A 24,216-nucleotide genomic window follows, 5' to 3' on the forward strand; every position below is an offset into this window, starting at 1 on the left:
CCCCGCCGGCCGCCGGGCAGACGTCCCGGCCCCCGCACCCCCCGGAGATTTGGAGCACCACATGCCCGAGTTCGACCTCCAGGCCGCTCTCGACGCGGTCGACGAACACTTCGACACCTTCGTCGCCGAGCTCCAGGAGCTGTGCCGCATCCGCAGCCGCCGCCAGGAGCCCGACCAGATGGTCGCCACCGCCGAGTTCCTCAAGACGTCCACCGAGCGCTGGGGCGGTACCGCCGAGATCATCGAGTGGGAGAAGTCCCACCCCTACGTCCTCGCCGAGATCGCCGGCGGCGACAAGCGCCTGCTGCACTTCAACCACTACGACGTCGAGGTCGAGCCCACCGGAGACGACGACGCCTGGATCAGCCCGCCCTACGCCGCCGAGATCCACGACGGCCGCCTCTACGCCCGCGGTGTCGCCGACGACAAGGGCGCGCTGATGTCCCGTCTGCATGCCGCGGCCGCCTGGCGCCTGTCCGGCCAGGAGCCCCCGGTCACCAGCCGCTACATCATGGAGGGCAAGCAGTGGCTGCACAGCCCCGGCCTGGGCACATTCATCGAGGCGCACGCCGAGCGGCTCGCCGCCGACGCCGCCCTCTGGGAGAACTCCTGGTCCGACGGTGAGGGCCGCCCGCTGCTCAAGCTGGGCGAGAAGGGCATCCTGTACCTGCGCCTCACCTCCACCACCCTCACCCGCGAACTGACCAGCCAGAACACGGTACTTCTGCCGTCCGCCACCACCCGCCTGACCCAGGCGCTGGCCTCCCTGGTCAACCTCGACGGCACCCCCGCCGTCGAGGGCTTCGCCGACGACGCCCGCGTCCCCACCGACGCCGAGCGCACCCTGCTGGAGCAGATGCCCTTCGACGGCGACTTCCTCAAGAACCGCGCCGGAGTCGACGCCTTCCTCGGCGGCCTCTCCGACACCGAGGCGGCCGTCGCCATCCGCACGGTGCCCACCATCACCCTCGCCGGCATCGAGGGCGGCGACGTCCGCGACGACGTCACCCTCGGCATCCCCGCCACCGCCTCCGCCAAGGTCGAGATCCGCCTGGTCCCCGGCCAGAGCCCGGAGCGCGTGCTGGAGGCCGTCCGCGCCCACCTCACCAAGAAGGGCTTCGACGACGTCGACGTCGAGGTCATGGCCACCAGCAGCCCTCACCACACCGACCACAACGACCCGTTCGTCGCCCTCGTCGCCGAGACCGCCCGCACCGCCTACGGCGCCGAACCCCTCATCGAGCCCTACACGCAGTGGATCGGCAACCAGGGCTCCCTGAAGGACGTACCGATCGTGGGCGTGGGCGTCTCCCGTGCCGACGCCGGCATCGACGGGCCCAACGAGCACATCCGACTGGAGGACTACCGCATGGGCATCAAGCACGTGGTGCAGATCATGGCCGCGCTGGCGGTGAACAAGTGACCACGCACGCCACCCACATGAGGGGGTCCTCGCACCGCGCGTACCTGGAACTGCCCTGGGGTCAGGTCCACCACCGCCGCGCCGGCGACCCCGACGGCCCCGCCCTGGTGATCGTCCACCAGTCGCCCCTGTCGTCCGCCACGTACGAGCCGGCCATGGCTGCCCTCGGCGCCCACGGCCTGAACGTCGTCGCCATCGACATCCCCGGCTTCGGAATGTCCGACGCCACACCCGAGCAGTGGTCGATCCCCGACTACGCCGGCGCCCTGTGGGAGATCGTCGACGCCCTCGGCCTGCAGAAGGTGCACCTCCTCGGCCAGCACACCGGCGCGATCATCTCCGCCGAGGCCACCCGCCAGAAGCGCGACCGCGTCCTCAGTCTGATCTTCCAGGGCATCCCGCTCTACAGCGACGAGGAGCGGGTGAAGAAGGCCGAGGGTTACGCGCCCGGCTACACCCCCGCCATCGACGGCAGCCACCTGAAGGTCATCTGGGACCGCGTCCGCTGGCTCTACCCGACCATCTCGGCGGAGTCCGCGAGCCGCCAGGTCGCCGAGTACCTCAGCGTCGGCCCCGACTACGGCGTCGCCTACCGCGCGGTCTTCGCGCACAAGCCGGACATCGCCGCCGTAGCCGACGTCCCCACCCTGCTGCTGCACGGCAGCGAGGACGTCCTGGACCGGATGAACGACGTCGTCACGGCCGCGTTCCCGCACGCACCCCTGGTCCGCATCCCGGGCGGCACGGACTTCGTCGCCGAGGAGCAGCCGGAGGTGTTCGCCGACTCCGTCGCCGCCCACGTCCTCGCCCACGCCGCCGCGCCCAAGCCGAAGTTCACGCCCGTCTACACCGCCACCGTCGAGGTGACGGGCGGCCGTGCCGGCCGCGCCCGCTCCACCACCGGCGCCCTCGACGTGAAGCTGACGCGTCCCGCCGAGCGCACCGAGGGCGACACCGGCACCGACCCCGAGGAGCTGTTCGCCGCCGGCTACGCCGCCTGCTTCGCCAGCGCCCTCGGCGTCGCCGAGCGCCGCAAGAGGGTCACCGCGGGACCGGTCACCGTCACCGCCTCCGTCACCCTCGGCACCAGGCCGGGCGGGACCTACGGCATCGCGGCCCGTCTGGTGGTCAGCGCCCCGGAGTGCCCCCAGGAGGTCCTGGAGGAACTGGTGGCCATCACGCACACGGTCTGCCCCTACTCCAACGCGGTCCGGGGCAACATCGCGGTCATCACCGAGGCCAACGGCACCAGTTGACGCCATAGGCCCTTCGCGTGAGCGACCCATTCACGCCGGCCCGCACCCGCGGGCCGGCCGACCGATCGAGGTTCCGATGATCATCGACGACGCCGCCGACTCCACGACCCGCAGCCGTTCGGGGATCTCCCGGGCGCTCGCCGTGATCGACGCCATCGCCCGTGCCCCGCACGGCCAGGGCGTCTCGGTGATCGCACGCGAAACGGGACTGCCCAAGGCGGTCGCCCACCGCATCCTGCGGGAACTCGTCGCGGAGAACTTCCTCTCCTTCGAGGAGACCACCAAGGCCTACCGGATGGGCCCCGGCGCGTTGAACATCGGACTCGCCGCGATGCGCGAACTGGACGTGCCCTCCATCGCCCACCGACACCTGGTGGCCCTCGCCGAGCGGACCGGCCAGACCACCACCCTCTCCCTGCGGCAGGGCTGGTCGCGCGTCTACGTCGACCAGGTCCTCTCCCGCCAGGAGATCCGCATGTCGGTCGCGCTCGGCACCAGCCACCCGCTGCACGCCGGCTCGTCCTCGAAGGCGATCCTCGCCGCCCTGCCCGACATCGAGGTGGAGGACTACATCGCCCACCACCGCCTCGACGGCGTCACCGACGCCACCATCACCTCGGCGACCACCCTGCGCGACGAGATCAAGGCCATCAGGGCGGTCGGCTACGCGGTCAGCGTCGGCGAACGGCAGGTCGAGGCGGCCAGCGTGGCGGCCTGTGTGTACGGGCCGATAGGCCAGGTCGTGGGCTCGGTCTCCATCTGCGGGACCAAGGGCATGTTCGGCGAGACCAGCAGCTCCCGCCTCGGGGAGCACGTCGCCCGGGCGGCCTCCGACATCTCCGCCGACCTCGGTGCCGTACGGGACACCGCCGAGGAACGAAAGGACACCCCATGAAGGCACGCACCGAGCAGGCTCCCGGCCCCGCCTCGGGTCCCCTGGAGGGGATCCGGGTCATCGACGCCTCCACCATCCTCGCCGGACCGCTGTGCGCCCAACTGCTCGGCGACTACGGCGCCGAGGTCATCAAGATCGAGCATCCCGTCGCCGGGGACGGGATGCGCGGCCACGGCGAGTCCAAGAACGGCATCCCGCTGTGGTGGAAGGAACTTTCCCGCAACAAGCGCACCATCGGCCTGAGCCTGTCCGACGCCGACGGCGCCGAGATCTTCCGCCGGCTCGCGGCCACCGCCGACGTCCTGGTCGAGAACTTCCGCCCCGGCACCCTGGAGCGCTGGGGCCTCGGTCCCGACGTCCTGCACGAGCTCAACCCGGGACTGGTGATCGTGCGTATCACCGGCTTCGGCCAGCAGGGCCCCTATGCCGCCCGGGCCGGCTTCGGCACCCTCGCCGAGGCCATGAGCGGCTTCGCCCACCTCACCGGTGAATCCGACGGCCCGCCGACCCTCCCGGCGTTCGGCCTCGCCGACACCATCTGCGGTATCGCCGCCTCCTCGGCCACCACCATGGCCCTGTACCACCGCGACCGCGACCCCGAACACCGCGGCCAGGTCGTCGACATGAGCCTCATCGAACCGATCATGACCGCCGTGGGACCCTCGCCGACCGTCTACGACCAGCTCGGCATCGTCAAGCAGCGGCACGGCAACCGCTCCACCAACAACGCACCCCGCAACACCTACCGCACCAGCGACGGCCACTGGGTGGCCGTCTCCACCAGCGCGCAGCGCATCGCCGAACGCGTCATGGAACTGGTGGGGCACCCCGAGATCGTCGAAGAGGACTGGTTCGCCACCGGACACGGCCGTGCCGCACACGCCGACCTCCTCGACGACCTCGTCGGCGGCTGGATCGCCGAACGCACCCGGGAGAAGGTCATCAACGAGTTCACCGATGCCGGCGCCGCCGTGGCACCGGTGTACGACGCACACGACCTAGTCAACGATCCCCACATCCGCGCCACCGACATGCTCACCACCGTCGAGGACGAGGACTTCGGCCCGCTCCTCATGCACAACGTCATGTGGCGCATGTCCGACACCCCCGGCCGGATCCGCTTCACCGGGCGCGCCCTGGGAGCCGACACCGACGACGTCCTCGTCGGCGAACTCGGTATCGACCCCGGCAAGGTCGCCGAACTCCGTCAGCGCAAGGCCGTCTCCTGACCCCTCAGGACCGGCACGAGCGCTCCTATTCAGAAAGAAGGACGGCCCGCACATGACTGGCCCCGCTTCCATCACCCCCACGCAGACCAGAACACCGGACCCGCTGCTCGCGGCGGTCACCCGGGGTGTGCGCGTGCTCGACCTCGGCCGCAGGCTCTACATCGGGATGCCGCAGTCGCCGAACCACCCCGCCTACTGGCACACCCTGCCGCGCCGCCACGGCGACCGCACCCGCGCCGACGGCGGCTCCGCGGCCAACGACATGCTCGTCATGGGCACCCACGTCGGCACCCACATCGACGCCTTCGCCCACGTCTCCCACAACGGCAAACTCTTCGGCGGCGCCGACGCGCAGGAGGCCAACCAGAACGGCGTCTACCCCGACCACGGCGCGCACACCATCGCCCCCATGGTCCGCCGCGGCGTCCTCCTCGACGTCCCCCGGGCGCTCGGCGCCGAGGTCTGCGAGCCCGGCTACGAGATCACCGTCGCCGACCTGGAGGCCACCGAACAGCGCCAGGGCACCCCCGTCGGCAGCGGCGACGTCGTCCTCGTCCGCAGCGGCTGGGGCCGCCAGTTCGACGCACCCGACCGCGACACCTACATCGGCCACGACTCCGGCGTCCCCGGCATCGGCGAGGCCGGCGCCCAGTGGCTCGCCGCCCGCCAGGTGCACGCCGCAGGCGCCGACACCATCGCCTTCGAACACCTCGCCCCCGGCGCCGGACACGCCAGCCTCCCCGCCCACCGCGTCCTCCTCGTCGAAGCCGGCATCTACATCATCGAGACCCTCGACCTGGAGGAGATCGCCGCACAGCAGGTCCACGAGTTCACCTTCGTGCTCTCCCCGCTGCCGCTGTTCGGCGCCACCGGCTCCCCGGTGCGCCCGCTCGCCGTGGTCGGCACCGCGCAGGAGGACGAGGACCGTGGCTGAGCACACCCTCGCCCGCCGGCTTGCCGAGTTCGCCACCCAGACCTCCTACGAGACCCTGCCGGCCGACGTCGTCGACAGCGTCCGCAAGCGGGTCGTCGACGTCCTCGGACTGTGCGTGGCCGCCCACCGGCTGCCCACCTCCACCGCCATCGTCGAGCACGTCCGCGAACAGGGCGGCCGGCCCCAGGCCACGGTCATCGGCGGCGCCACCCCGCTGCCCGCACCGCTCGCCGCCCTCGCCAACGGTGTCCTCGCGCACTCGCTGGACTACGACGACACCCACCTGCCGTCCGTGCTGCACCCCAGCGCCTCGGTCGTGCCCGCCGCCCTCGCCGCGGCGGAATCGTCCGGCGCCGACGGCCGCGGCACCGTCCACGCCATCGCCGTCGGCCTGGAGGTCTGCGTCCGGCTCGGCATGGCGGGCTACGACCGCGAGGCCGGCAACTCGACCTTCTTCGAGCACGGACAGCACGCCACCTCCATCTGCGGAGCCCTCGGCGGTGCCGTCGCCGCCGGACTGCTCCTGGGCCTCGACGAGGACGGACTGGAGAGCGTGCTCGGCATCGCCGCCTCCATGGCCGGCGGCATCATCGAGGCCAACCGCACCGGTGGCACCGTCAAGCGGCTGCACTGCGGGCTGGCCGCCCAGTCCGCCGTCACCGCCGCCCAGCTCGTCCGGCGGGGCTTCACCGGCCCGCCCACCGTCCTCGAAGGGCGCTTCGGGTTCTTCGAGGCGTGGCTCCACGGCGTCTACGACCCCACCGCCGTCACCGAGGGCCTGGGCACCGAGTGGGCCGTCCCCGGCATCTTCTTCAAGCCGTACCCGGCCAACCACTTCACCCACACCGCCGCCGACGCCGCCATGGCGCTGCGGGACAGAGGCCTGGACCCGGCCCGCGTCGAACGCCTCGTCCTCGGCGTGCCCGGCCCGGTGATCCGCACCATCGGCCAGCCCATCGAGGGCAAGCGCGCCCCCGAGACCGGCTACCAGGCGCAGTTCTCCGGCCCGTACATGGTCGCCGCGGGACTCCTCGGCGGAGGCGGCGGACTGGGCCTCGGCCTGGACGACTTCACCGACGACCTCGCCCGCGACCCGGTCCGCCGGGAGCTGATGGCGAAGGTGGAGGTGGTGGAGGACGACACGGCCACCGCGATCTTCCCCGCGCAGTTCCCCGCCGTCCTCACCGCCCACGACACCGACGGACGTGTCTGGCGCGAAGAGGTGCTCAGCAACCGCGGCGGCTCGCTCCGCCCGCTCTCCGACGACGAGCTGGAGCTGAAGTTCCGCGACAACGCCCGGGGCCGGCTGTCGGAACCCGACATCGACCTGGTGATGGACCGAGGCAGACGCCTCGGCGAACTCGACCGTATCCACGATCTGCTCGCCCCCCTCGCCGAGCTGACCAACCTGGCTGGAGGCCCCCGTGACTGACTTCGACCTCGTCCTGACCAACGTCCGCGTCGTGACCGACGAGCAGGACGACCCGAAGAACGCCGACATCGCCGTCCGCGACGGAAAGATAATCGCCGTCGAGCCCGGCATCGACCCCGCCCGCGCCGCCCAGGTCGTCGACGGCGGCGGCAAGCTCGCCTTCCCCGGCGTCGTCGACGCCCACCAGCACTGGGGCATCTACAACCCGCTCGACGAGGACGCCGTCAGCGAGAGCAAGGCCTGCGCCCAGGGCGGCGTCACCACCGCCCTCAGCTACATGCGCACCGGCCGCTACTACCTCAACAAGGGCGGCTCCTACGCCGACTTCTTCCCGGACGTCCTCGGCCTGACCGAGAACCGCGCCCACGTGGACTACGCCTACCACCTGGCGCCCATGTCCAAGGAGCACATCTCCGAGATCCCCGCCCTCATCGGCGAGCACGGCGTCACCTCCTTCAAGGTGTTCATGTTCTACGGCAGCCACGGCCTGCACGGCCGCTCCGCCGACCAGAGCTCCTTCCTGATGACCCCGGAGGGCGAGCGCTACGACTACGCCCACTTCGAGTTCGTCATGCGCGGCATCCAGGCCGCCCGCGAGCAGTACCCGGACATCGCCGACCAGATCTCCCTCTCGCTGCACTGCGAGACCGCCGAGATCATGACCGCCTACACCAAGCTGGTCGAGGAGGCCGGCGACCTGACGGGCCTCGCCGCCTACAGTGCCTCCCGCCCGCAGCACTCCGAGGGCCTGGCCGTCTCCATCGCCTCCTACCTGGCCCACGAGACCGGCCTGCCCACCATCAACCTGCTGCACCTGACGTCCCGCAAGGCCGTCGACGCCGCCGTCCGGATGAGCAAGGCGTTCCCGCACATCGACTTCCGCCGCGAGGTCACGGTCGGCCACCTCCTCGCCGACATCGACACCGCGCACGGCCTCGGCGGCAAGGTCAACCCTCCGCTGCGCCCGCGCGAGGACGTCGAGGCGCTGTGGGAGTACGTGCTCGACGGCACCATCGACTGGGTCGTCTCGGACCACGCCTGCTGCCGCGAGGAGGCCAAGTTCGGCGACCCGAAGGACGACATCTTCCTCGCCAAGTCGGGCTTCGGCGGCGCCGAGTACCTGCTCGCCGGCATGGTCACCGAGGGCACCCGCCGCGGTCTGCCGCTGGGCCGCATCGCCGCCCTCACCTCCTACAACCCCTCGCGCCGCTACGGCCTGCCCACCAAGGGCCGCATCGCGGAGGGCTTCGACGCGGACATCGCGCTCGTCGACCCCAGCGAGACCTGGACGGTGCGCGCCGCCGACTCCGAGTCCACCCAGGAGTACACGCCGTTCGAGGGCTTCGAGCTGAGCGCCCGCGTCACCGACACCTTCCTGCGGGGCAACCGCGTCTTCGCCGACGGCAAGGTGACGGGCGAGCCGGTCGGCACCTACCTGCACCGCCCGACCGGCAACTGACACACCGGCACCCGCGAAGGAGGAGACCCGTGAGATCCGCCCTCTACGTGCCGGCCGACCGCCCGGACATGCTGGCCAAGGCCCTCGACAGGGGAGCCGACAGCCTGATCGTGGACCTGGAGGACGCCGTCGCGCCCGACGCCAAGGAGACGGCCCGCGGCATCTGTGCCGCGTGGCTGGAAGGGCTGCCGCCGGCGGACGAGCGGCCGGGCGGCCCGGAGATCTGGGTCCGCGTCAACCCGGGGGCCCTGGGCCGCGACGACGCGCGCGCCGTGGCCTCACCGGCCGTCACCGGGCTGATCGTGGCCAAGACCGAGCGGGTGGGTGACCTCGTGGCCGTCGCCGGTGAGCTGGAGGCGGCCCCCTGGATCAGCCTGTGCCCCCTGCTGGAGAGCGCGTCGGCGCTGCTGTCGGCGCCGCTCGTCGCCCGCGGCCCGCGGGTCACGCGCATGCAGTTGGGGGAGGCGGATCTGTGCGCCGACGCGGGCATCGAGCCCGGGCCGGACGAGCGCGAACTGCTGTGGCCGCGCACTCAGTTGGTTCTGGCGTGCGCGGCGGCCGGGCTGGCCGCCCCGCTGGCCCCGGTCAGCACCGACTTCCGCAACCTCGACGCGCTGAGGGAGTCGACCCGGGCACTCAAGCGTCTCGGTTTCGGCGGCCGTTCGTGCATCCACCCGGCGCAGATTCCCGTGGTGAACGAGGTGTTCACCCCGAGTCCGGAGGAGGTGGAGGGGGCCCGCGCCCTGGTCAGGCGCTTCGAGGAGGCCGGCTCGGGCGTGACCCGGGACGACTCCGGCCGCATGATCGACGAGGCCGTGATACGCGGAGCACGCCGCATCCTGGCGGCGGTGCCGTCGGGGCGCTGACGGGTGTCGGTGCGGCCGGGTGGCGGCCGGTGGTAGGGCCGGCGGCCACCTGGTCCACCCGGTCCGGCCCGTACGTCCGAGAGGTGCCCGCAGCTACGGGCCCTGGACGCGCGGGCCGGGTCCGGGCCCGCATCGGGAAGCCCTGCACCTGCCGGGCTCGGCCCGGGACCGGCGGAGGGCGTCGCAGGTGTCGGCCCGTTCGGCGGCGCCGTCGGCGGACGGCCGGCGGTCCCGGCGCGCCGGGACCGCCGCCGGTGCGGGTCGGGACGCCTGCCGCCTTGTGCCCGCCCTGCAGCTCCCGGGGCGGCGAGGCCCCGGGAAGAGGGTGGCCGGCGTGTCCCGGTGCGGCGGGCGGTGCCTGCCTGGCCACCCCGGGCGTGTCCGGTGCGGAGGACACGCCCGGCCGAGCGCCCGGTGTCCGACCACGGACACCGGGCGCTCAGGCGTTCCCGGGCTCCGCGCGGGCGGACGCCACTGCCCTCTTCACCGGGGCCCTTTCACAGCAGGGAACGCCGACGAGTGCCGACGAGTCCGGTGGAACGGTGCCGTCGTCGGCTGAGGTTGATCCTGGCCCACGGCAACGTGACTCCGCAGAGTGGGAGTTGCCGCCTGGCGGACGCACACGGCCCCCGGGAACCGACACCGTCCGACGGCTGTCCGAGCCGAGCCGGGCCGGGCCGGGTGCCGTGGCTTCGGACCCGCGGGTTCGGGCGCGGGGGGAGGAGCCCGTTGGTGGTGCGCTCTCTGATGAAGACCGGAGGGACCCGGAGGTCCCGGCCGCGGAGGTTACCTCGAAGTGTCGGCGGCCGGAGTGTGGCCGCCTTGGCCGTTCGTCAGGCGGTCCACCGGGTCCTCCGTGAGGCCGGTCACCACGCTGCCGAGCGAGCGTGTCCAGCAGAGGACTGTCGCGCCGGTGGGTGAGGCCGCTGAGGGTGACGTGAGCAGGCCGTGCTCCGCGGAGCCGTATCCCCATTTGCCGATGCGACGGCCGTCGAGGTCGATCTCACCGTCGAGGACGAAGGTGCTTTCCGCGTCCGTCCCACCGTCGAACGCCGCTCCGGTCCAGCCGGCGGGGACCTCGGCCGTCCACGTGGTCCAGCCGCTGACGGGGTTGTGGTACACGGCGGCTGCCGTGAGCCCGGTGTCCTTGCCTGCGCAGGTCCGCACCGGGCGGCGGGGCAGGTCATTCACCGCGAGGGCCGTGACCGCGGGGAGGTCACCGGGGGCCGCGGGCTGGTCAGGATCGCGGTCCACGAGGTGCTCGACCCCGTTCCAGTCCTGCGGCACGTCGGTATAGCAGAAGTCGAACGGCGACGAGTTCTTGATCAGCAGCACGCAGCCCTCGTCGCTGTACTGGTTGGCGGGGTGCAGCCAGCGCGGTGGGTGGTTGAGGTAGCCGGGCGAGGGCAGTTCGAACCACTCGCCGAAGGTGAGCCGGCCTTCTACGCAGAAGACTTCCTCGTGGACGTTGTGCCACTCGAACTGCTCGGCGACGCCGTCGGGCCGGTGGCGCATACCGCGGTCGTACCCCGGGGGGAACCGCAGCAGGTAGGTGCTCGCGCCCGTGGCGGCGTCCGTCGAGATGACCGTCCGCTCGGTGCCGGGCTGCCAGTTCCACTGCCACGGTTCGTCGTGGTCCTCGTACGTCTCGGTACGGAGTTCGGCGAACGTCGTGGGGACGATCGGTGTGTTGTCCACGTTCGATGCCATGCCGTGCATCCCTTCTGTCGGGTGTCGGGTGTCGGGTGTCGACGGCCTCGCCACGGAAGCGACTCGTCGGCCGAACCGGCGGCGGGGCCTGTTCGTTCAGATCCGATCCACCCGCAACTGGAACGGGTCCTGGGCCGTCGCATGCAGCACCCGGCCGTGCTCGAACTGCCGGATCGGTGCGGAGTTCGGGCTCGCTGTCGGGCGGTCTGCGGTCGGAGGTCTTCTCTTCGGCCGGAGTGGGCACGGTGGCGTCGCGTTCGTCTTTGCCGACGTACAGGCAGGGACAGGCGTCGACGTCGCCGGTGTCGTCACTCCGGGGGTGTGAGGCCCGGGTCAACTGTGTGGCCGGTGGTGCTTCTTGTGTGGAACCGGGCGGTGCGCGGCGGCGGGGGGAGCTCCTTGGGGGCCCTGAGGAGCGGGGGCTACCGGGTGACGTGGCTACTCGGTCGGGGTGTGTGCTGGTGGCGGATTATTGCCCTTGGAAGTTACTGATGGGTATTCGTTGACGGCGTCACATGTGCCCCCTAGTGTCCCGCCACAGTGAACGCCGTACGGCCCAGTCGAACAATGATATGGGCAGTAACGGATAAATGGGGAGGGTGCAGATGGCAATTCCTGATGTGGCACTGCCGCTGTCGCCTGTCGGTCCTGGCCCGGTGCTCCTGGGTCACCGGGCGTCCGCGCCCGGATGTACCACGTGTTTCGGCCAGGGAATCCGACCGGCCGGCCGCCACCCCGCCCACCACGGAGAAGGCGCCCGCGGAGGGGGAGGGCTGATCACCACCGAGGGGACCCGGGGCCACTCGACCCGTGCGGGACGGAAGACCGGGCTCGGCGGCTTCGGCGACTCCTCCATCCCGGCGCATGCGGGCACGGCCGGTGCCATCCCCGCGTCCCGGTGCCCGGACCTTCGCGCAACTCCCGCACACGGGCCGCCAGGCCGGCGGCGTCCCGACCCGAACGGCCGCCAGGGACCCGGGCGTCACCGTCCGGACGGCCGGGACACACATCCGTTCCTCACCAGGAGCGGCGCCCGGGTCCACCTGGCGTCGCCCACCGCGCCACCGGCCTCGCCAGGCTCCACGCGGTCCAGGCCGGCACGGCGCACCACCCCACCACCTGAGTGAGCCGAGGGCCGGGCACACACACCAGCTGCGCTCGCTCGGCCCGGTGGACGGCGACCGAATCCCCGCGACACCCTCTGCGGGGACACCGAACATCCGGACGGGACGACCGCCGTGGCCGGCGCCGGGAATCCCGTCGCCGCGAACGAGGCCCGCCGGGCGCCCGGCGCCTGTCCGCAGAACCTCACGCACATGCCGCCGACGACACCGACGCCCCGCGCGTCACGCCGGAAGCACTCCCCACGAGGGACGGCACGTCGGCACCTTCCTCACCGACGCCGTGACCGGCCTCGACCTACTCGCCAGGACCAGCTGAACCCCGCGCCCGGACCCGATCCACCGGCAGCGCACGGCCCGCCGCCCGACCAGGCCCGGACCGGCTCCCACCGCACGTCTTTCCCCCCGCCGCGCCGTGCCGTTCCCCCGCCGCCCCTGCCCCGGGGCGGAAGTGCAACGGCCGTTCCACCCCCGGACAGGAGAGGCAAGATGATCGACATCGAGGACCGGATGACCCTCGACGAACGCCCGGCGGCCGACTGCATCCTGGCGCAGCGCATGCGCTCGTCCGACACGCTCTGCCCCGCGCCGTGGAAGATCACCCGCGACGCGGTCGTGAACCGCGGTGGCGAGGTGGTCCTGCCGGGCGGCGGAACCGCTCGCACCCGCGACACGGACCGTCCCACCCCGTAGAGAGACCCACGGCTCGCCCACCGGGACGGCGGCTGCCCAGCGCGGGCGCTGCCGGTGGGTTCGCACACCCCGTGACCTCTGCTTCAAGGGCGTTGTCCCCGGACGGCGCCCGCACCCTCCACCTCGCCCGGCATCCCGTACGGCGAGGACCCGCCCGGCGAAAAACCTCGGAGGGCGTCGTCCGGTACGCCCACGCTTTCGCGCTCCGCGGCAGTCCCCTCGCCGGGGCAGCGCGCCCACAACGACCTGACCGAGGCCGGGACTTACATCCCGAGCAGTCGACAAAACCCTTTCCCACCAGAGCAATCGAGGTACCGAACATGAAGCGCTCCCTGAGACTCGGCGTCAGCGCCGTCACCCTTGCCGCGCTCGCGGCGCTCTCCGCCTGCGGCGGCTCCGCCACCACCTCGTCGTCCAAGGACAAGGCCGCGGGTCAGGCCACGCTCGACCTCGCCGTCGCCTCGGCCATCATCGGCCCCAAGGAAGAGGTCGCCACCTATGCCGTGGCCGAGGCCGAGGGGTACTTCTCCGAGGAGAAGCTCAAGGTCAACATGATCAGCACCGACGGTTCGGTCGCCGCGGTCCAGGCCGTCGCCTCGGGCAGCGCCGACATCGCCCCCGCCGACGCGGGCGCCATCCTCGCCGCACGGGAGAAGGGCGTCCCGGTCGTGGCCATCGGCGGCCTCGTGCAGAACTGGCCCTGGCGCATGGCCGTTCAGCCGGGCAGCGAGATCAAGAACCCGGCGGACCTCAAGGGCAAGAAGGTCGGGGTCATCAGCCTCGCCTCGGGCTCGGCCATCTACGCCCGGGCGTACGCCCAGGACGCCGGCCTCGACCCGGCCAAGGATGTCGAGCTGCTGCCGGTCGGCGTCGGCGCCCAGGCCCTCTCCGCGCTGGAGGACGGCAAGGTCGACGTGTTGGCGCTGTACACCCAGGCGTACACGACGATCGAGAACACCGGCAAGGAGTTCCGCTACCTGGACAACTCCGATGCCTTCGAGGGCATCCGTTCCCTGACCTTCGCGGTGACCGAGAAGACCCTCAAGGACAACAAGGACGTGCTGGCCCGCTACCTGCGCGCCTCCTACAAGGCCCTGCTGTTCTCCTCGGTGAGCCCCGAGGCCGCCATGCGTGACGGTTACAAGGTGTTCCCGCAGCTGCTGGCCGGCAAGAAGCCCGAGGACCGTATCGCCGACGACAGCAAGAACCTCTACGCGTGGGTCGCGACGGCGATTCCCGCCACCGGTGAGCCGGAGAGCTTCAAGGACTGGGGTGCGATGAGCGAGGAGGTCTGGAACAAGACGGCGGCCTACACCAAGGCGTCGGGCCAGATCACCAGGGACATCAAGCTCTCCGAGGTGTGGGACGGCAGCCTGCTGAAGGAAGCGAACGACTTCGACTCCACCGCTGTGATCACCGCAGCGAAGGCCGCCAAGTAGCCATGGGCACGCGACGAGCGGTAAGGAGGGGCGGGCCCTCATGCCCATGGGAACACCGGGCAGGCGGGTCCCGCGCCGTCGCTCGTCGTGTGGTCCGGCTTCACCTGGAGAAGAGTGACCACGACGCCACCGTCGTGGAGGCCGTCCGCACCCGTCCGACCCGTCACGGTTTCACCGGCGACCGCGACCGCGACGACGTCACCCCCGGCCTGCCCGCGACGGCGTCCGCCGAAGTCGAGATCCGGCTCGTCCGATCGAGCCGCCCACCCGTCCTGACCGCCGTACCGCTTGGAGGACTACCGCATGGGCATCAAACACGTCGTCGAGATCACGGCCCCGCCGGCGGTGGCCCGATGACCACGCACATGAAGGGCACTTCGCGACGCGGCTACCTCGACCTTCCGCACGGTCAGGTCCACTACCGCGAGGCAGGCCGCAGCGGAGCCCCCGCGCTGGTCGTCCTGCACCAGTCGCCACTGTCGTCCGCGACGTACGAGCCCGTGATGGAACTGCTCGCCGGGCACGGGATCCAGGTCGTAGCCCTGGACACCCCCGGGTTCGGGATGTCCGACGCCACGCCCGGGCAGTGGAGCATGTCCGAGTACGCCGCGTCCGTCTGGCAGGCCGTCGACGCGCTGGGCCTGGGCACCGTGCATCTGCTCGGCCAGCACACCGGCGCCCTGATCGCGGCGGAGGCGGCCCTTTCCGGCCGGGAGCGGGTCAGCGGCCTGATCTTCCAGGGGATCCCGCTGTACACGGACGAGGAACGGGCCGAGAAGGCCGAAACCTACGCCCCGAGTTACACCACGGACGCGGACGGCGGCCACCTGAAGGTGATCTGGGACCGTATCCGCGGCCTGTACCCGACGATCTCGGCCGACTCCGCGAGCCGGCAGGTCGCCGAGTACCTGAGCGTCGGCCCCCGCTACGGGGTGGCCTATCCGGCGGTGTTCCGGTATCAGGTGGACCCCGCGGCGCTGGCCGGTATCCCCACTCTCCTCCTGCACGGCACCGAGGATGTCCTCGACCGGATGAACGACGTGGTCACCGCGGCGTTCCCCCACGCGCCGCTGGTCACGATCCCGGGCGGAACCGACTTCGTCGCCGAAGAGCAGCCCGAGGTGTTCGCGGCCGCGGTCGCCGAGCACGTGCTGGCACACGCGCCCGCCCTCGCAAGCCCGCCCCCGTTCACGCCCGTGTACACGGCGACGGCCGACGCCGCCGGCGGACGCGGGGGCACGGGCCGCTCGCGGACCGGTTCGCTCGCAGGGCCGGACGCGGCCGGCGGGGCGCAATGAGCAGGCTGCCGGAACCGTTCGAGAGGAGTTGTCCGCGGCCGGCTTCGCCGCGCGTTTCCGCGGGGCTCTCGGTGCGGCCGGGCGCGGGGAGCGGACCGCGGCCGGTCCGGTCACCGTCACCGCGTCGGTCAACCCTGGTACAACCCCCGGCGGGGGGTAGGCTCTTGCCGTCCGGCTGAAGGTGAGCGCTCCTGGCCGTCCGCCGGCGCGGCTGGACCGGTTGGCGTCCCTCGCGGATGCCGTCTGCCCGCGCGCCACCGCGGTGCACGGCAACATCGAGGTCACAACCGACGTGATCGGCAGCGGCCGGGCCGGCGGGCGCCTAGACCTTATGGCGTGACCCAGTCCATGCGGCGCCCGCAAGGGCAGCCGTCCGAGCAACCCGAGGTTCTCATGACCATCGACGACAGCGACGAGCAGCAGGGGCGTACCCGCTCCGGCATCGCCCGTGTCCTGGCCGTGATCGACGCCATCAGCCGATCACCCCAGAGCCAGGGTGTCTCGGTGATCGCACGCGAGACGGGTCTGCCGAAGGCCGTGGCACACCGCATCCTGCGGGAACTGGTCGCAGGGCAGTTCTTGCGGTTCGACGAGGAGACCAAGGTCTACCGGCTCGGCTCCGGCGCCCTGAACGTTGGGCTCGCCGCCATGCGTGAGCTGGACCTGCCCGCCGTCGCGCACCGCCACCTGGTGACGCTGTCCGAGCGCACCGGCCACACGGCAACGCTCTCGGTACGGCAGGGCTGGTCCCGGACATACGTGGACCAGGTCCTGTCCCACCAGGAGATCCGCATCTCCGTGGCGCTGGGCACCAGCCATCCGCTGCACGCAGGGTCGTCGTCGAAGGCCATCCTGGCCGCGCTGCCCGACTCCGAGGTGGACGCCTACATCGCCCACCACCGGCTGGACGGCGTCACCGACGCCACGATCACCTCGGCGGCCACGCTCCACGAGGAGATCACCAGGATCCGCGGGCTCGGCTACGCGGCGAGCTACGGGGAACGGCAGGCGGAGACGGGAAGTATCGCGGCCGCCGTGTACGGCGCGACCGGGCAGGTCGTCGGCTCGGTCTCGGTGTGCGGGACGAAGGCGATGTTCGACGGGGACCGCACGGAGCGGCTGGGGGAGTGCGTCACCAAGGCGGCTGCCGACATCTCGGCCGATCTGGGGGCCGCGCGGGACCGGGCCCCGGGACGAAGGGACCCGCGCTGACCGTGCCGGTGCACCACCGGGACGGTCGGCAGGCCGGGCCCGCCGCGGGCCCGCTCGAAGGACCGAGCCGCACCGCCCTCACCCAGGGTGCCCGGCACCTGGGATGACGGCGGTCTGGTTGTCGTGGCCGGGGCGATCGAGGCTGAGTGCCGAGCGGTGACCACGCCGCAGCCCACCTGACAAGGATCCGCCATGCACGTCAACGACACCACCAGCGCCGCCGTCCTCGAACAGCTCCGGCGTCGCCCCACCGCGGAACGCCGGGTGCTGTTCCGGGGCGCGACCCTCGTCACCATGGACCCTGACCTCGGCGTCATCGACCACGGAGACCTCCTCGTCGAGGGCGACACCGTCACCGCCGTCGGGACGGACCTCAGCGCCGGGGACGCCGTCGTCGTCGACGTCACCGGCAGCATCCTCAGCCCCGGGTTCGTAGACACCCACCGGCATGCCTGGGAGGCCCAGTTGCGGCGGATCATGCCGGACGTCGACGACCTCGGCGGCTACGTGATGTCCACGCTGGCCGGCTACGCCACCGTCTACCGGCCCGAGGACATGTACACCGGCACCAAGCTCGCCGCCCTCACCGCGATCGACAGCGGCATCACCACCATGCTCGACTTCTCCCACAACTCCCGTTCCCGCGCGCACTCCGACGCCGCCGTCGAGGCGCTCCGTGACACCGGCATCCGGGGCGTGCACGCCTCCATGGGCCCGCACTTCGGGGACTGGGACGGGCAGTGGCCCGGCGACCTCGCGCGCCTCAGGGACCAGTACTTCAGCAGCGACGACCAGCTGCTGACCCTCCGACTGGCGGCCCTGGCCACCGACGAGGTCGCCGGACCGGCCCTCGCCTTCGGTCCCCGACTCGCGCGCGTCGCGGACGACCTGGGCATCGGGGTCAGCGTGGACGCCGTCTTCGGCGCCACCTCCTCCGAGGCGATCGCGCGCTGGACCGAGGGCGGCCTCCTCGGCCCCGACGTGACCCTGATCCACGCGACCGGGCTGACCCCGGAGGCGTGGAAGGCGATGGGGGAGACCGGCACCACCGTGGCACTCGCCCCCACCTCCGACGCCCAGATCGGCCTGGAGACCGCGGTTCCCGCCGTCGACGAGGCACTGGCCGCCGGCATCCGCCCCGGACTGAGCATCGACGTCGAGGTCGCCCTGGCCGGCGACATGTTCACGCAGATGCGGGCCCTGCACACCCTCCAGCGGATGCGCGCCGTCAACGCCACGTACGGCACCGACGAGGCGCCCCGCCGCATCACCACCCGTGACGTCCTGGACTTCGCCACTCTCCAGGGCGCCCGCACCAACGGTCTCGCCGGCGTCACCGGCTCACTCACCCCGGGCAAGAAGGCCGACCTGCTGGTGATCGGGGCCGAGGACATCAACAACATGCCGCTCAACGATCCGATCGGCACCGTCGTCCTGGGCTCCGACGCACGCAACATCACCGCCGTCCTCGTCGACGGCGAGCCCCGCAAGTGGGACGGCAGGGTCCTCGGCGTCGACCTCACCGCCCTGCGCGACGAGGTCCACGCCTCCCGGGCGCACGTGCTCAACACGCCGGCCGCCTGAGCACCTCACCCCCCGTCCCGGGGGTGCGCGGACCCTGGGTGAAGCGCACCCCCCTTCAGCCCTCCAACCTGGCACTTCGAAGCTCTAGCCTCGACACATGGACTCAGACAGGGACCCCACCGCCGAGAACGCGACGGGAGACTTCCTCCGCGCACGGCGCGCACGGCTGCGCCCCGAGGACGTGGGCGTCGCCTCGACCGGCCGCCGCAGGGTGCCCGGTCTGCGCCGCGAGGAGGTCGCCATGCTCGCCGGAGTGAGCACCGACTACTACACGCGCCTGGAACAGGGCCGTGAACGCCACCCCTCGCGGCAGATACTCGAGGCCGTCGCGCGGGTCCTGCGGCTGGACGACGAGGCGATGGCCCACCTCCACCGCGTCGCCGGCCCGGCCCCCCGCCGGGTGCGCCGGGCGCAGCGCACCGAACGCGTCGCGCCGCCCCTGCGACGGCTCCTGGACACGTGGAACGACACACCCGCCTTCGTCCTCGGCCCCGCCCTGGACATCCTGGCCCGCAACCGGCTCGCGCACGCCCTGTTCGCCGACTTCACCCACGCCGACAACCTGCTGCGTATGGCGTTCCTGGACCGGGCGGCAGCGCACTTCTACCGCGACTGGGAGCGGGCCGCCGAGTCGACCGTCGCGACCCTGCGGCAAGCGGCCGGCATCGACCCCGACAACGAGCGGCTGTGCCTGCTCGTGGGTGAACTGTCCATGAAGAGCCCGGACTTCCGCGTGCTGTGGGCCCGACACGACGTACGCGGCAAGACCCACGACGCCAAGCTGCTCCATCACACCCAGGTCGGCGACCTGGACCTGCACTACGAGACGTTCACCGTCAACAGCGCCCCCGCCCAACAGCTCGTCGTCTACCAGGCCGAACCAGGAACACCCTCCGCCGACGCCCTCGCCCTGCTCGGCTCCCTCAGCGCCGTGCCCGGCGACGCTTCCGTGCCCGCACCGGACACCGCGTCGGACGCCACCCGCGACTGAACACATACCGGGCGTGCACAGGGGCGATCACCCCGAGCTCACGGCAGCGCCGGCTCCGGGAGCACCGAACGGTGCTCCCGGAGCCGGCGCTTGTACGTGACCGGTCAGCCGCGCGACGCGCGTCTTCCCTCCCGGGCGCGCCGGTCGTCCTCGCGGTGGAGGACCAGATGTTCGTGGTACAGGATGCCGTCGCGGACGTCGCCGGTGGCGGTGAAACCGGTGTCGTCCACGTAGTCGATGTGATCACCGGTGACGGTGTAGCGGCCGGTGTAGGCGCTCCGGCGGTCCCCGCGGGCCTCGTCGTAGCGGCCGTTCGGCAGCAGCTCCTGGCGGATGTGTCCGTCCGCGGTCACCCACATTCCGACGTGCGGGTGCGGGGCGCGGGGTGTGTCGTTGCTGGTCATGACGCCATGGTCGGCCCGGCGTGCGGAGGGCCACCAGGTCGCCGTTTCCCTGGGTGCCGCACACCCGGGCACGGGGTGGGTGGGGGTCGCACACCCGGGCAGACGGCGGCCTGGTTCCGGTGCCGCACCGCGACGAACCTGGGAGTCACGCGGCACTCCGCGACCGTCGAGCCGCTGCCACCTCCGCAGCCGCCCCCGCTCGCCCGTGCGTCGCCGCCCACCGAAGAACCGGACCTACCCGAGGAACGCCCACCATGACCCTCACCGACACCGTGAGCTGGAACCGTTCGGCTCTGGACGAGATCGTCGCGAACGACGGCGGCCGTCCCGTCCTGTTCACCCACGCCCGCATCGTGACGGCGGACCCGCTGATCGGAACCATGACCGGCGCCGACATCCTGCTCGTCGGCGACCTGATCGTGGGCGTCGGCCCCGGCATCGTCACCGCGGCGGAGGACGACGGCGCCGTGGTCGTCGACTGCACGGGCATGACCGTCGTCCCCGCCGTCGTGGACGCCGTGGCGCTGGCCGGCGGACGCGGCCACCGCTCGGAGTACGTCGCGACGCTCACCCCGGGCAACACCGCCGACTTCCTGGTGGTGCCCGACGCGCTCGCCGCGGACGTACCCGGCGCGGTGGCCACCCTCCTGTCCCGGCGGGACGAGGTCCGCGCCCTGATCGCGGCAGGCCGTCCCGTCCTGTGGTCGGGAGCGGACGTCCCGGGCCGGGCCGCAGCGCCCGGGGCGGGCGTCCCCGCCGCTCCGGACCTGACCGGCAGCCCGCGCGTCGGTGTCTGGATCGACGTCAACGACTTCCTGCACCAGGAGCTCGGCGCCGACGGCCGCTACGACGAGACCCGTGGCGGCCGGCCGCACGCCTACCAGGGCCGGTTCTGGATCGACGGCGACCGCATCGACTACCTCGACGACCTCGGCTTCTGGGCCTACGGCGAGTTCAAGGGCGACGAACTGCACCACGCGGGCTACGTCCTGAAGCTGGGCTGACCCCGAACGGCCCGCCGGCCTCCCGACCCGATCCGCCCGCCGGCCTCCCGGGCGGCCCGAGCCGCACTCCGCCCGCGAGTACCACCCCTCGACCTCGCGTCAGCGCCTCCGCCGGTCCTCCGGGGCCGTGTCCGACACCACCGGCCCTGGTGTGGGCACGACGAGATCACGGGCCCGTGGCTCCGAGGCGCGTGACCGCGGGCCGCTCGTGCCGGGGTGGTCGTCGACGGGGGACTCGGCGGGCCGGGGCGACACCGTGGGCCCTGTCGTGGGGGAGGGCGTGGTGGTCACCGGCGGCGGGGCCAGCGGGACGGTCGGGGTGACGGGCCGGTCGGAGGTCGTCGCGTTCTGCAGCGGCAGCGCGACGAGCAGGGCCATGGCGCATGTGAGACCGGCGCCGACCGTCGTGCGGACCAGCCGTCGCCGCGCGGCACGGCGGCGGATCGCCTCGAATCCGCCTGGCGGCGGGCCGAGACGCTCGGCCGTGGGCCGCAGGAGTTCGGCGAGCGGATCGCCCGGCTCGAACTCGGGGTCCTCGTCAGCGTGAGTGATCAAGGTTTCTCCTCAGGTGGGCACGGAGCAGCTCCCTGGCCGCGTGAAGATCGGCCTTGATGGTTCCTTCCTTGCGTCCGGTCACCGCGGACACCTCGCGGACCGGCAGGTCAGCGTAGTAGTGCAGCAGGATCGGCACCCGCAGCCGCTCCGGCAGCGCCTGCACCAGCATCCGCACCGACGGGTCGGAGGGTTCCGTGTGCGGGCGTACGGCGGCCTCGGTGCCGACCCGGCGCACGGTTCTGCGCTCGCGGTCGAGCCGTCGCCAGTGGTCGCGCACCAGATTGGCCGCGGTGACGTACAGGAAGGCCCGTGGTTCCGACACGGACGTCCAGCGCGACCACAGACGGGTGAACGCCTCGGAGGCGATCTCGTGGGCCGTCTCGTCGTCGTCGACCAGACGGCGGCACCAGCCGGCGAGGCGCGGGTAGAGGGCGGCGAAGAGCTCGGACGCTGCCTGCTCGCGGGACCGTTTCAATGCTCTCCATGGTCGGGGCGGCCCCGGTGACGGGGCACCGCTCGTGGACGCGGGGACGGCGTGCGTGCCGGGCCGTCGCTACGACGGCCCGGCACCCGGACGCCGGATCAGGGGGCGGTGGCGCGGAGCGCCGCGAAGACGATCACGTTGTCGCGGTACTCGCCGTCCTCCAGCGGCCCGCCGCACGTGATGAGCCGCAGCTCGGGCTGTGCGGTGTCGCCGTAGACGTCCTCCGTGGGGAAGTCGGCCTTGGCGACCGTGCGGACCGAGGTGACGGCGAACCGCGCCGCCCTGCCGTTCTCCAGACGCACCGTGATCCCGTCGTCCCTCCGCAGCTCCGCCAGGTGACGGAAGACTCCGTCGCCGTGGGCGCCGACCGTGACATGGCCGAGGATCACCGAGGGACCCGGCCGGCCGGGCGTGGGTGAGTACCGGTACCAGCCGGCCGGGTCGTCCGCCGTGATCGGGGGGACCTCCACCGTGCGGTCCGGGGCCAGACCCAGCCGTACGACCGGGGTGTCGACCCCGACGGCGGGGATCTCCAGACCGACCGGCACCGAACGCGCCAGGGGACGCGGCCCGGGGACGGGTGACCCCGCCGCGGCGGGCGGCCGGTCGCCCGGCGTCGCCGTCGCGGCAGGCCCGTCGTCGGCGGAACCGCCACCGCCACATCCCGTGACCAGGCAGGCCACGGCCATGGCGGCGACGGCGCGCCTGGAGAACGGGGTCATGCCCCGGACGCCCGGCGGCGTACGACGAAGACCGCCGCGCCGCCCGCGGCGAGCACCGCGGCGGCGCCCCCGCCGATCAGCAGGCCGTCGCCGCCGGACTGTCCGGCCGGCGCGTCACCGGTGTCCGGCGCACCGCGCGGCACCACGGTGACCCCGTCGGTGTCCTCCGCCGGAGCCGGAGTGGCCTCGGCGGCACCGCGGTCGGACGGGACCGGGCTCGGGCCGGTCTCGGCCGCCTGCTCGCCGGAGTCGGTGGGCGCCGCCGTCGTGTCGGGGACCGGGGAGGGATCGTCGGCGAACGCCGGCATCGCGGTGGCCAGCACGGCGGTGCACGCGAGTGCCGCCGCGCTCAGGACGTTTCGGCGCATGGAATGCTCTCTTTCCTGGGTCCGCCCGCACGGTCGTCCGGCGGGCTGGGGGATGGATCGTGCGGAGAGACGGGGGAGCGGGGGCCCAGGTTGCAAAGAGAAGGTAAAGCCGTGAACGGCGGTGCTGCGGGCTCAGTCGAGGATCGCCGTCGCCTCCACCTCGACCAGCACGTCCGGCTCGAAGAGATGGTCGACGCCGATGAGGGACGACGGCGGGAGCGGCAGGCGCAGTCCGATCTCTTCGGCGACCTCCTCCACGCCCGCCATGAACGGGCCGATCTTCTCGGGCGCCCAGCCGGTGACGTAGAAGGTGAGGCGCAGGACGTCGTCGAAGGAGGCGCCGGCGCCGTGCAGGCCCCGCGCCGTGGCCCGGAGCGCGTGGGCGACCTGCCCGGCGAGATCCCCCGGCGCGAGCGGAGTGCCGTCGGCGGCGCGGGCGACCTGCCCGCTGACGTGCACGTGGCGGGTGCCCGTCCCCACGGCGACGTGCTCGTACGGGGTGGGCTGCAGCATGCCTTCGGGCGTGAAACGGCGGACGGTCACGGGGGTCTCCTCGTGTCGAAGCAGTAGGTATACCCTTGATACTTGGTGGCCGAAGGACACTTCAAGGAGACCAGGTATCGTGCCGGAAACCGAAGGCGGCCGCGCGAGCGGCGAGCTGCGTATCGACAACGCGCACCGCGAGCTGCTCGACCAGGTGCTGGACAAGTGGTCGCTCAGCGTCCTCAACGAACTCTGCGAGCGGCCCTGCCGTTTCAACGACCTGCGCCGTGCCATCCCCACGGTCACCCAGAAGTCGCTCACCGCGACCCTGCGCAGACTCGAACGCAACGGCATCGTCGAGCGCGAGGTCGTCAGCTCGCGCCCCGTCGCCGTGGAGTACCGCATCACGCCGCTCGGCAAGACCATGCGACGCCCGGTCGACGTGCTGCTGGAGTGGGCCACGGCCCACATGCCCGACATCGAGCGGGCCCGCGACGCCTTCGACGCCGCCCTCGACTGACGCACGCGCCGTTCGCGCGACAGCGGAGCACGGGCCGCGCCCCGGGTGTACCGAGGGGCCGGAACGCACCGCGCGACGCGACAGGGAGCGATACGTGGCGATCCGACGTGACGGACGACGTGGCCGTTGTCGTC

General features: G+C 72.3%; 23 protein-coding genes. 16 read left to right on the plus strand and 7 right to left on the minus strand.

Annotated features, from left to right (window positions below):
- The first annotated feature begins 61 nt into the window (after positions 1–61).
- The 8 genes from ACF1AG_RS26920 (at position 62) to ACF1AG_RS26955 (ending at position 9,494) form a co-directional block, all read left to right on the plus strand.
- Complete coding sequence (locus ACF1AG_RS26920) at positions 62–1,423, plus strand: M20/M25/M40 family metallo-hydrolase (protein ID WP_359604510.1); 1,362 nt, start codon at positions 62–64, stop codon at positions 1,421–1,423.
- A complete protein-coding gene (locus ACF1AG_RS26925) occupies positions 1,420–2,679 on the plus strand; it encodes an Ohr family peroxiredoxin (protein WP_391810532.1) in 1,260 nt (419 codons plus the stop codon). The genes ACF1AG_RS26920 and ACF1AG_RS26925 overlap by 4 nt, the downstream gene beginning before the upstream one ends.
- Positions 2,680–2,755: 76 nt before the next feature.
- The gene (locus tag ACF1AG_RS26930) at positions 2,756–3,574 is read left to right on the plus strand and encodes an IclR family transcriptional regulator (protein WP_151782112.1); all 819 of its coding nucleotides are present in this window, start codon (positions 2,756–2,758) and stop codon (positions 3,572–3,574) included.
- Positions 3,571–4,803, plus strand: a complete 1,233-nt coding sequence (locus tag ACF1AG_RS26935; protein ID WP_391810533.1) for a CaiB/BaiF CoA transferase family protein — start codon at positions 3,571–3,573, stop codon at positions 4,801–4,803. Before ACF1AG_RS26930 ends, ACF1AG_RS26935 begins: the two co-directional genes overlap by 4 nt.
- A gap of 52 nt (positions 4,804–4,855) precedes the next feature.
- Positions 4,856–5,737, plus strand: a complete 882-nt coding sequence (locus ACF1AG_RS26940) for a cyclase family protein (RefSeq protein WP_391810534.1) — start codon at positions 4,856–4,858, stop codon at positions 5,735–5,737.
- Positions 5,730–7,169 carry an MmgE/PrpD family protein gene (locus tag ACF1AG_RS26945; RefSeq protein ID WP_359604502.1) on the plus strand — a complete coding sequence of 480 codons (1,440 nt, stop codon included), beginning with the start codon at positions 5,730–5,732 and terminating at the stop codon, positions 7,167–7,169. Before ACF1AG_RS26940 ends, ACF1AG_RS26945 begins: the two co-directional genes overlap by 8 nt.
- Positions 7,162–8,628, plus strand: coding sequence for a dihydroorotase family protein (locus tag ACF1AG_RS26950; protein ID WP_151782108.1), 1,467 nt, complete (start codon positions 7,162–7,164; stop codon positions 8,626–8,628). Before ACF1AG_RS26945 ends, ACF1AG_RS26950 begins: the two co-directional genes overlap by 8 nt.
- A 29-nt stretch (positions 8,629–8,657) precedes the next feature.
- Positions 8,658–9,494 (plus strand): CoA ester lyase, encoded by an 837-nt coding sequence (locus tag ACF1AG_RS26955; RefSeq protein WP_359604500.1) that lies wholly within the window; start codon positions 8,658–8,660, stop codon positions 9,492–9,494.
- A 786-nt stretch (positions 9,495–10,280) separates the two neighbouring features.
- Here the strand turns inward: ACF1AG_RS26955 and ACF1AG_RS26960 are convergent.
- Positions 10,281–11,204, minus strand: coding sequence for a hypothetical protein (locus ACF1AG_RS26960; RefSeq protein WP_359607237.1), 924 nt, complete (start codon positions 11,202–11,204; stop codon positions 10,281–10,283).
- Positions 11,205–12,814: 1,610 nt separating this feature from the next.
- On the opposite strand from ACF1AG_RS26960, the gene ACF1AG_RS26965 reads away from it, so the two are divergent.
- From ACF1AG_RS26965 to ACF1AG_RS26990, 6 genes are all read left to right on the plus strand, one after another.
- Complete coding sequence (locus ACF1AG_RS26965) at positions 12,815–13,018, plus strand: hypothetical protein (RefSeq protein ID WP_359607239.1); 204 nt, start codon at positions 12,815–12,817, stop codon at positions 13,016–13,018.
- A 320-nt stretch (positions 13,019–13,338) separates the two neighbouring features.
- Positions 13,339–14,457: an ABC transporter substrate-binding protein gene (locus ACF1AG_RS26970; RefSeq protein ID WP_359607241.1), complete on the plus strand. Its 1,119-nt coding sequence runs from the start codon at positions 13,339–13,341 to the stop codon at positions 14,455–14,457.
- A gap of 353 nt (positions 14,458–14,810) precedes the next feature.
- The gene (locus ACF1AG_RS26975; protein WP_359607243.1) at positions 14,811–15,755 is read left to right on the plus strand and encodes an alpha/beta fold hydrolase; all 945 of its coding nucleotides are present in this window, start codon (positions 14,811–14,813) and stop codon (positions 15,753–15,755) included.
- A 393-nt stretch (positions 15,756–16,148) separates the two neighbouring features.
- Positions 16,149–16,967, plus strand: a complete 819-nt coding sequence (locus ACF1AG_RS26980; RefSeq protein WP_359607245.1) for an IclR family transcriptional regulator — start codon at positions 16,149–16,151, stop codon at positions 16,965–16,967.
- Between the two features lie 192 nt (positions 16,968–17,159).
- A complete protein-coding gene (locus tag ACF1AG_RS26985) occupies positions 17,160–18,551 on the plus strand; it encodes an amidohydrolase family protein (protein WP_359607247.1) in 1,392 nt (463 codons plus the stop codon).
- A gap of 97 nt (positions 18,552–18,648) precedes the next feature.
- Complete coding sequence (locus ACF1AG_RS26990) at positions 18,649–19,542, plus strand: helix-turn-helix transcriptional regulator (RefSeq protein WP_359607249.1); 894 nt, start codon at positions 18,649–18,651, stop codon at positions 19,540–19,542.
- A 104-nt stretch (positions 19,543–19,646) separates the two neighbouring features.
- Here the strand turns inward: ACF1AG_RS26990 and ACF1AG_RS26995 are convergent, their stop codons facing one another.
- Entirely contained in the window at positions 19,647–19,946 is a 300-nt protein-coding gene (locus tag ACF1AG_RS26995) for an Atu4866 domain-containing protein (RefSeq protein WP_359608214.1), read from the minus strand.
- A gap of 254 nt (positions 19,947–20,200) precedes the next feature.
- Between ACF1AG_RS26995 and ACF1AG_RS27000 the strand changes: the two genes are divergently transcribed.
- Complete coding sequence (locus ACF1AG_RS27000) at positions 20,201–20,950, plus strand: Atu4866 domain-containing protein (protein WP_387795080.1); 750 nt, start codon at positions 20,201–20,203, stop codon at positions 20,948–20,950.
- Positions 20,951–21,049: 99 nt separating this feature from the next.
- Here the strand turns inward: ACF1AG_RS27000 and ACF1AG_RS27005 are convergent, their stop codons facing one another.
- The 5 genes from ACF1AG_RS27005 to ACF1AG_RS27025 form a co-directional block, all read right to left on the minus strand.
- Positions 21,050–21,505 carry a hypothetical protein gene (locus ACF1AG_RS27005; RefSeq protein WP_359607287.1) on the minus strand — a complete coding sequence of 152 codons (456 nt, stop codon included), beginning with the start codon at positions 21,503–21,505 and terminating at the stop codon, positions 21,050–21,052.
- Positions 21,489–21,980, minus strand: coding sequence for an RNA polymerase sigma factor (locus ACF1AG_RS27010; protein ID WP_033273507.1), 492 nt, complete (start codon positions 21,978–21,980; stop codon positions 21,489–21,491). The genes ACF1AG_RS27005 and ACF1AG_RS27010 overlap by 17 nt, the downstream gene beginning before the upstream one ends.
- A gap of 107 nt (positions 21,981–22,087) precedes the next feature.
- Positions 22,088–22,711, minus strand: a complete 624-nt coding sequence (locus ACF1AG_RS27015; protein ID WP_359607285.1) for a class F sortase — start codon at positions 22,709–22,711, stop codon at positions 22,088–22,090.
- Positions 22,708–23,079, minus strand: coding sequence for a sortase-dependent protein (locus tag ACF1AG_RS27020; protein ID WP_359607283.1), 372 nt, complete (start codon positions 23,077–23,079; stop codon positions 22,708–22,710). Before ACF1AG_RS27020 ends, ACF1AG_RS27015 begins: the two co-directional genes overlap by 4 nt.
- Positions 23,080–23,211: 132 nt before the next feature.
- Positions 23,212–23,622: a Rid family hydrolase gene (locus ACF1AG_RS27025; RefSeq protein WP_359607282.1), complete on the minus strand. Its 411-nt coding sequence runs from the start codon at positions 23,620–23,622 to the stop codon at positions 23,212–23,214.
- 79 nt (positions 23,623–23,701) lie between these two features.
- On the opposite strand from ACF1AG_RS27025, the gene ACF1AG_RS27030 reads away from it, so the two are divergent.
- Positions 23,702–24,082, plus strand: a complete 381-nt coding sequence (locus ACF1AG_RS27030; RefSeq protein ID WP_359607280.1) for a helix-turn-helix domain-containing protein — start codon at positions 23,702–23,704, stop codon at positions 24,080–24,082.
- The last annotated feature ends 134 nt before the right edge of the window (positions 24,083–24,216 follow it).

Origin of the sequence: Streptomyces sp. NPDC014764 (genome assembly GCF_043082785.1) — a bacterium.
Taxonomy (GTDB): domain Bacteria; phylum Actinomycetota; class Actinomycetes; order Streptomycetales; family Streptomycetaceae; genus Streptomyces; species Streptomyces althioticus.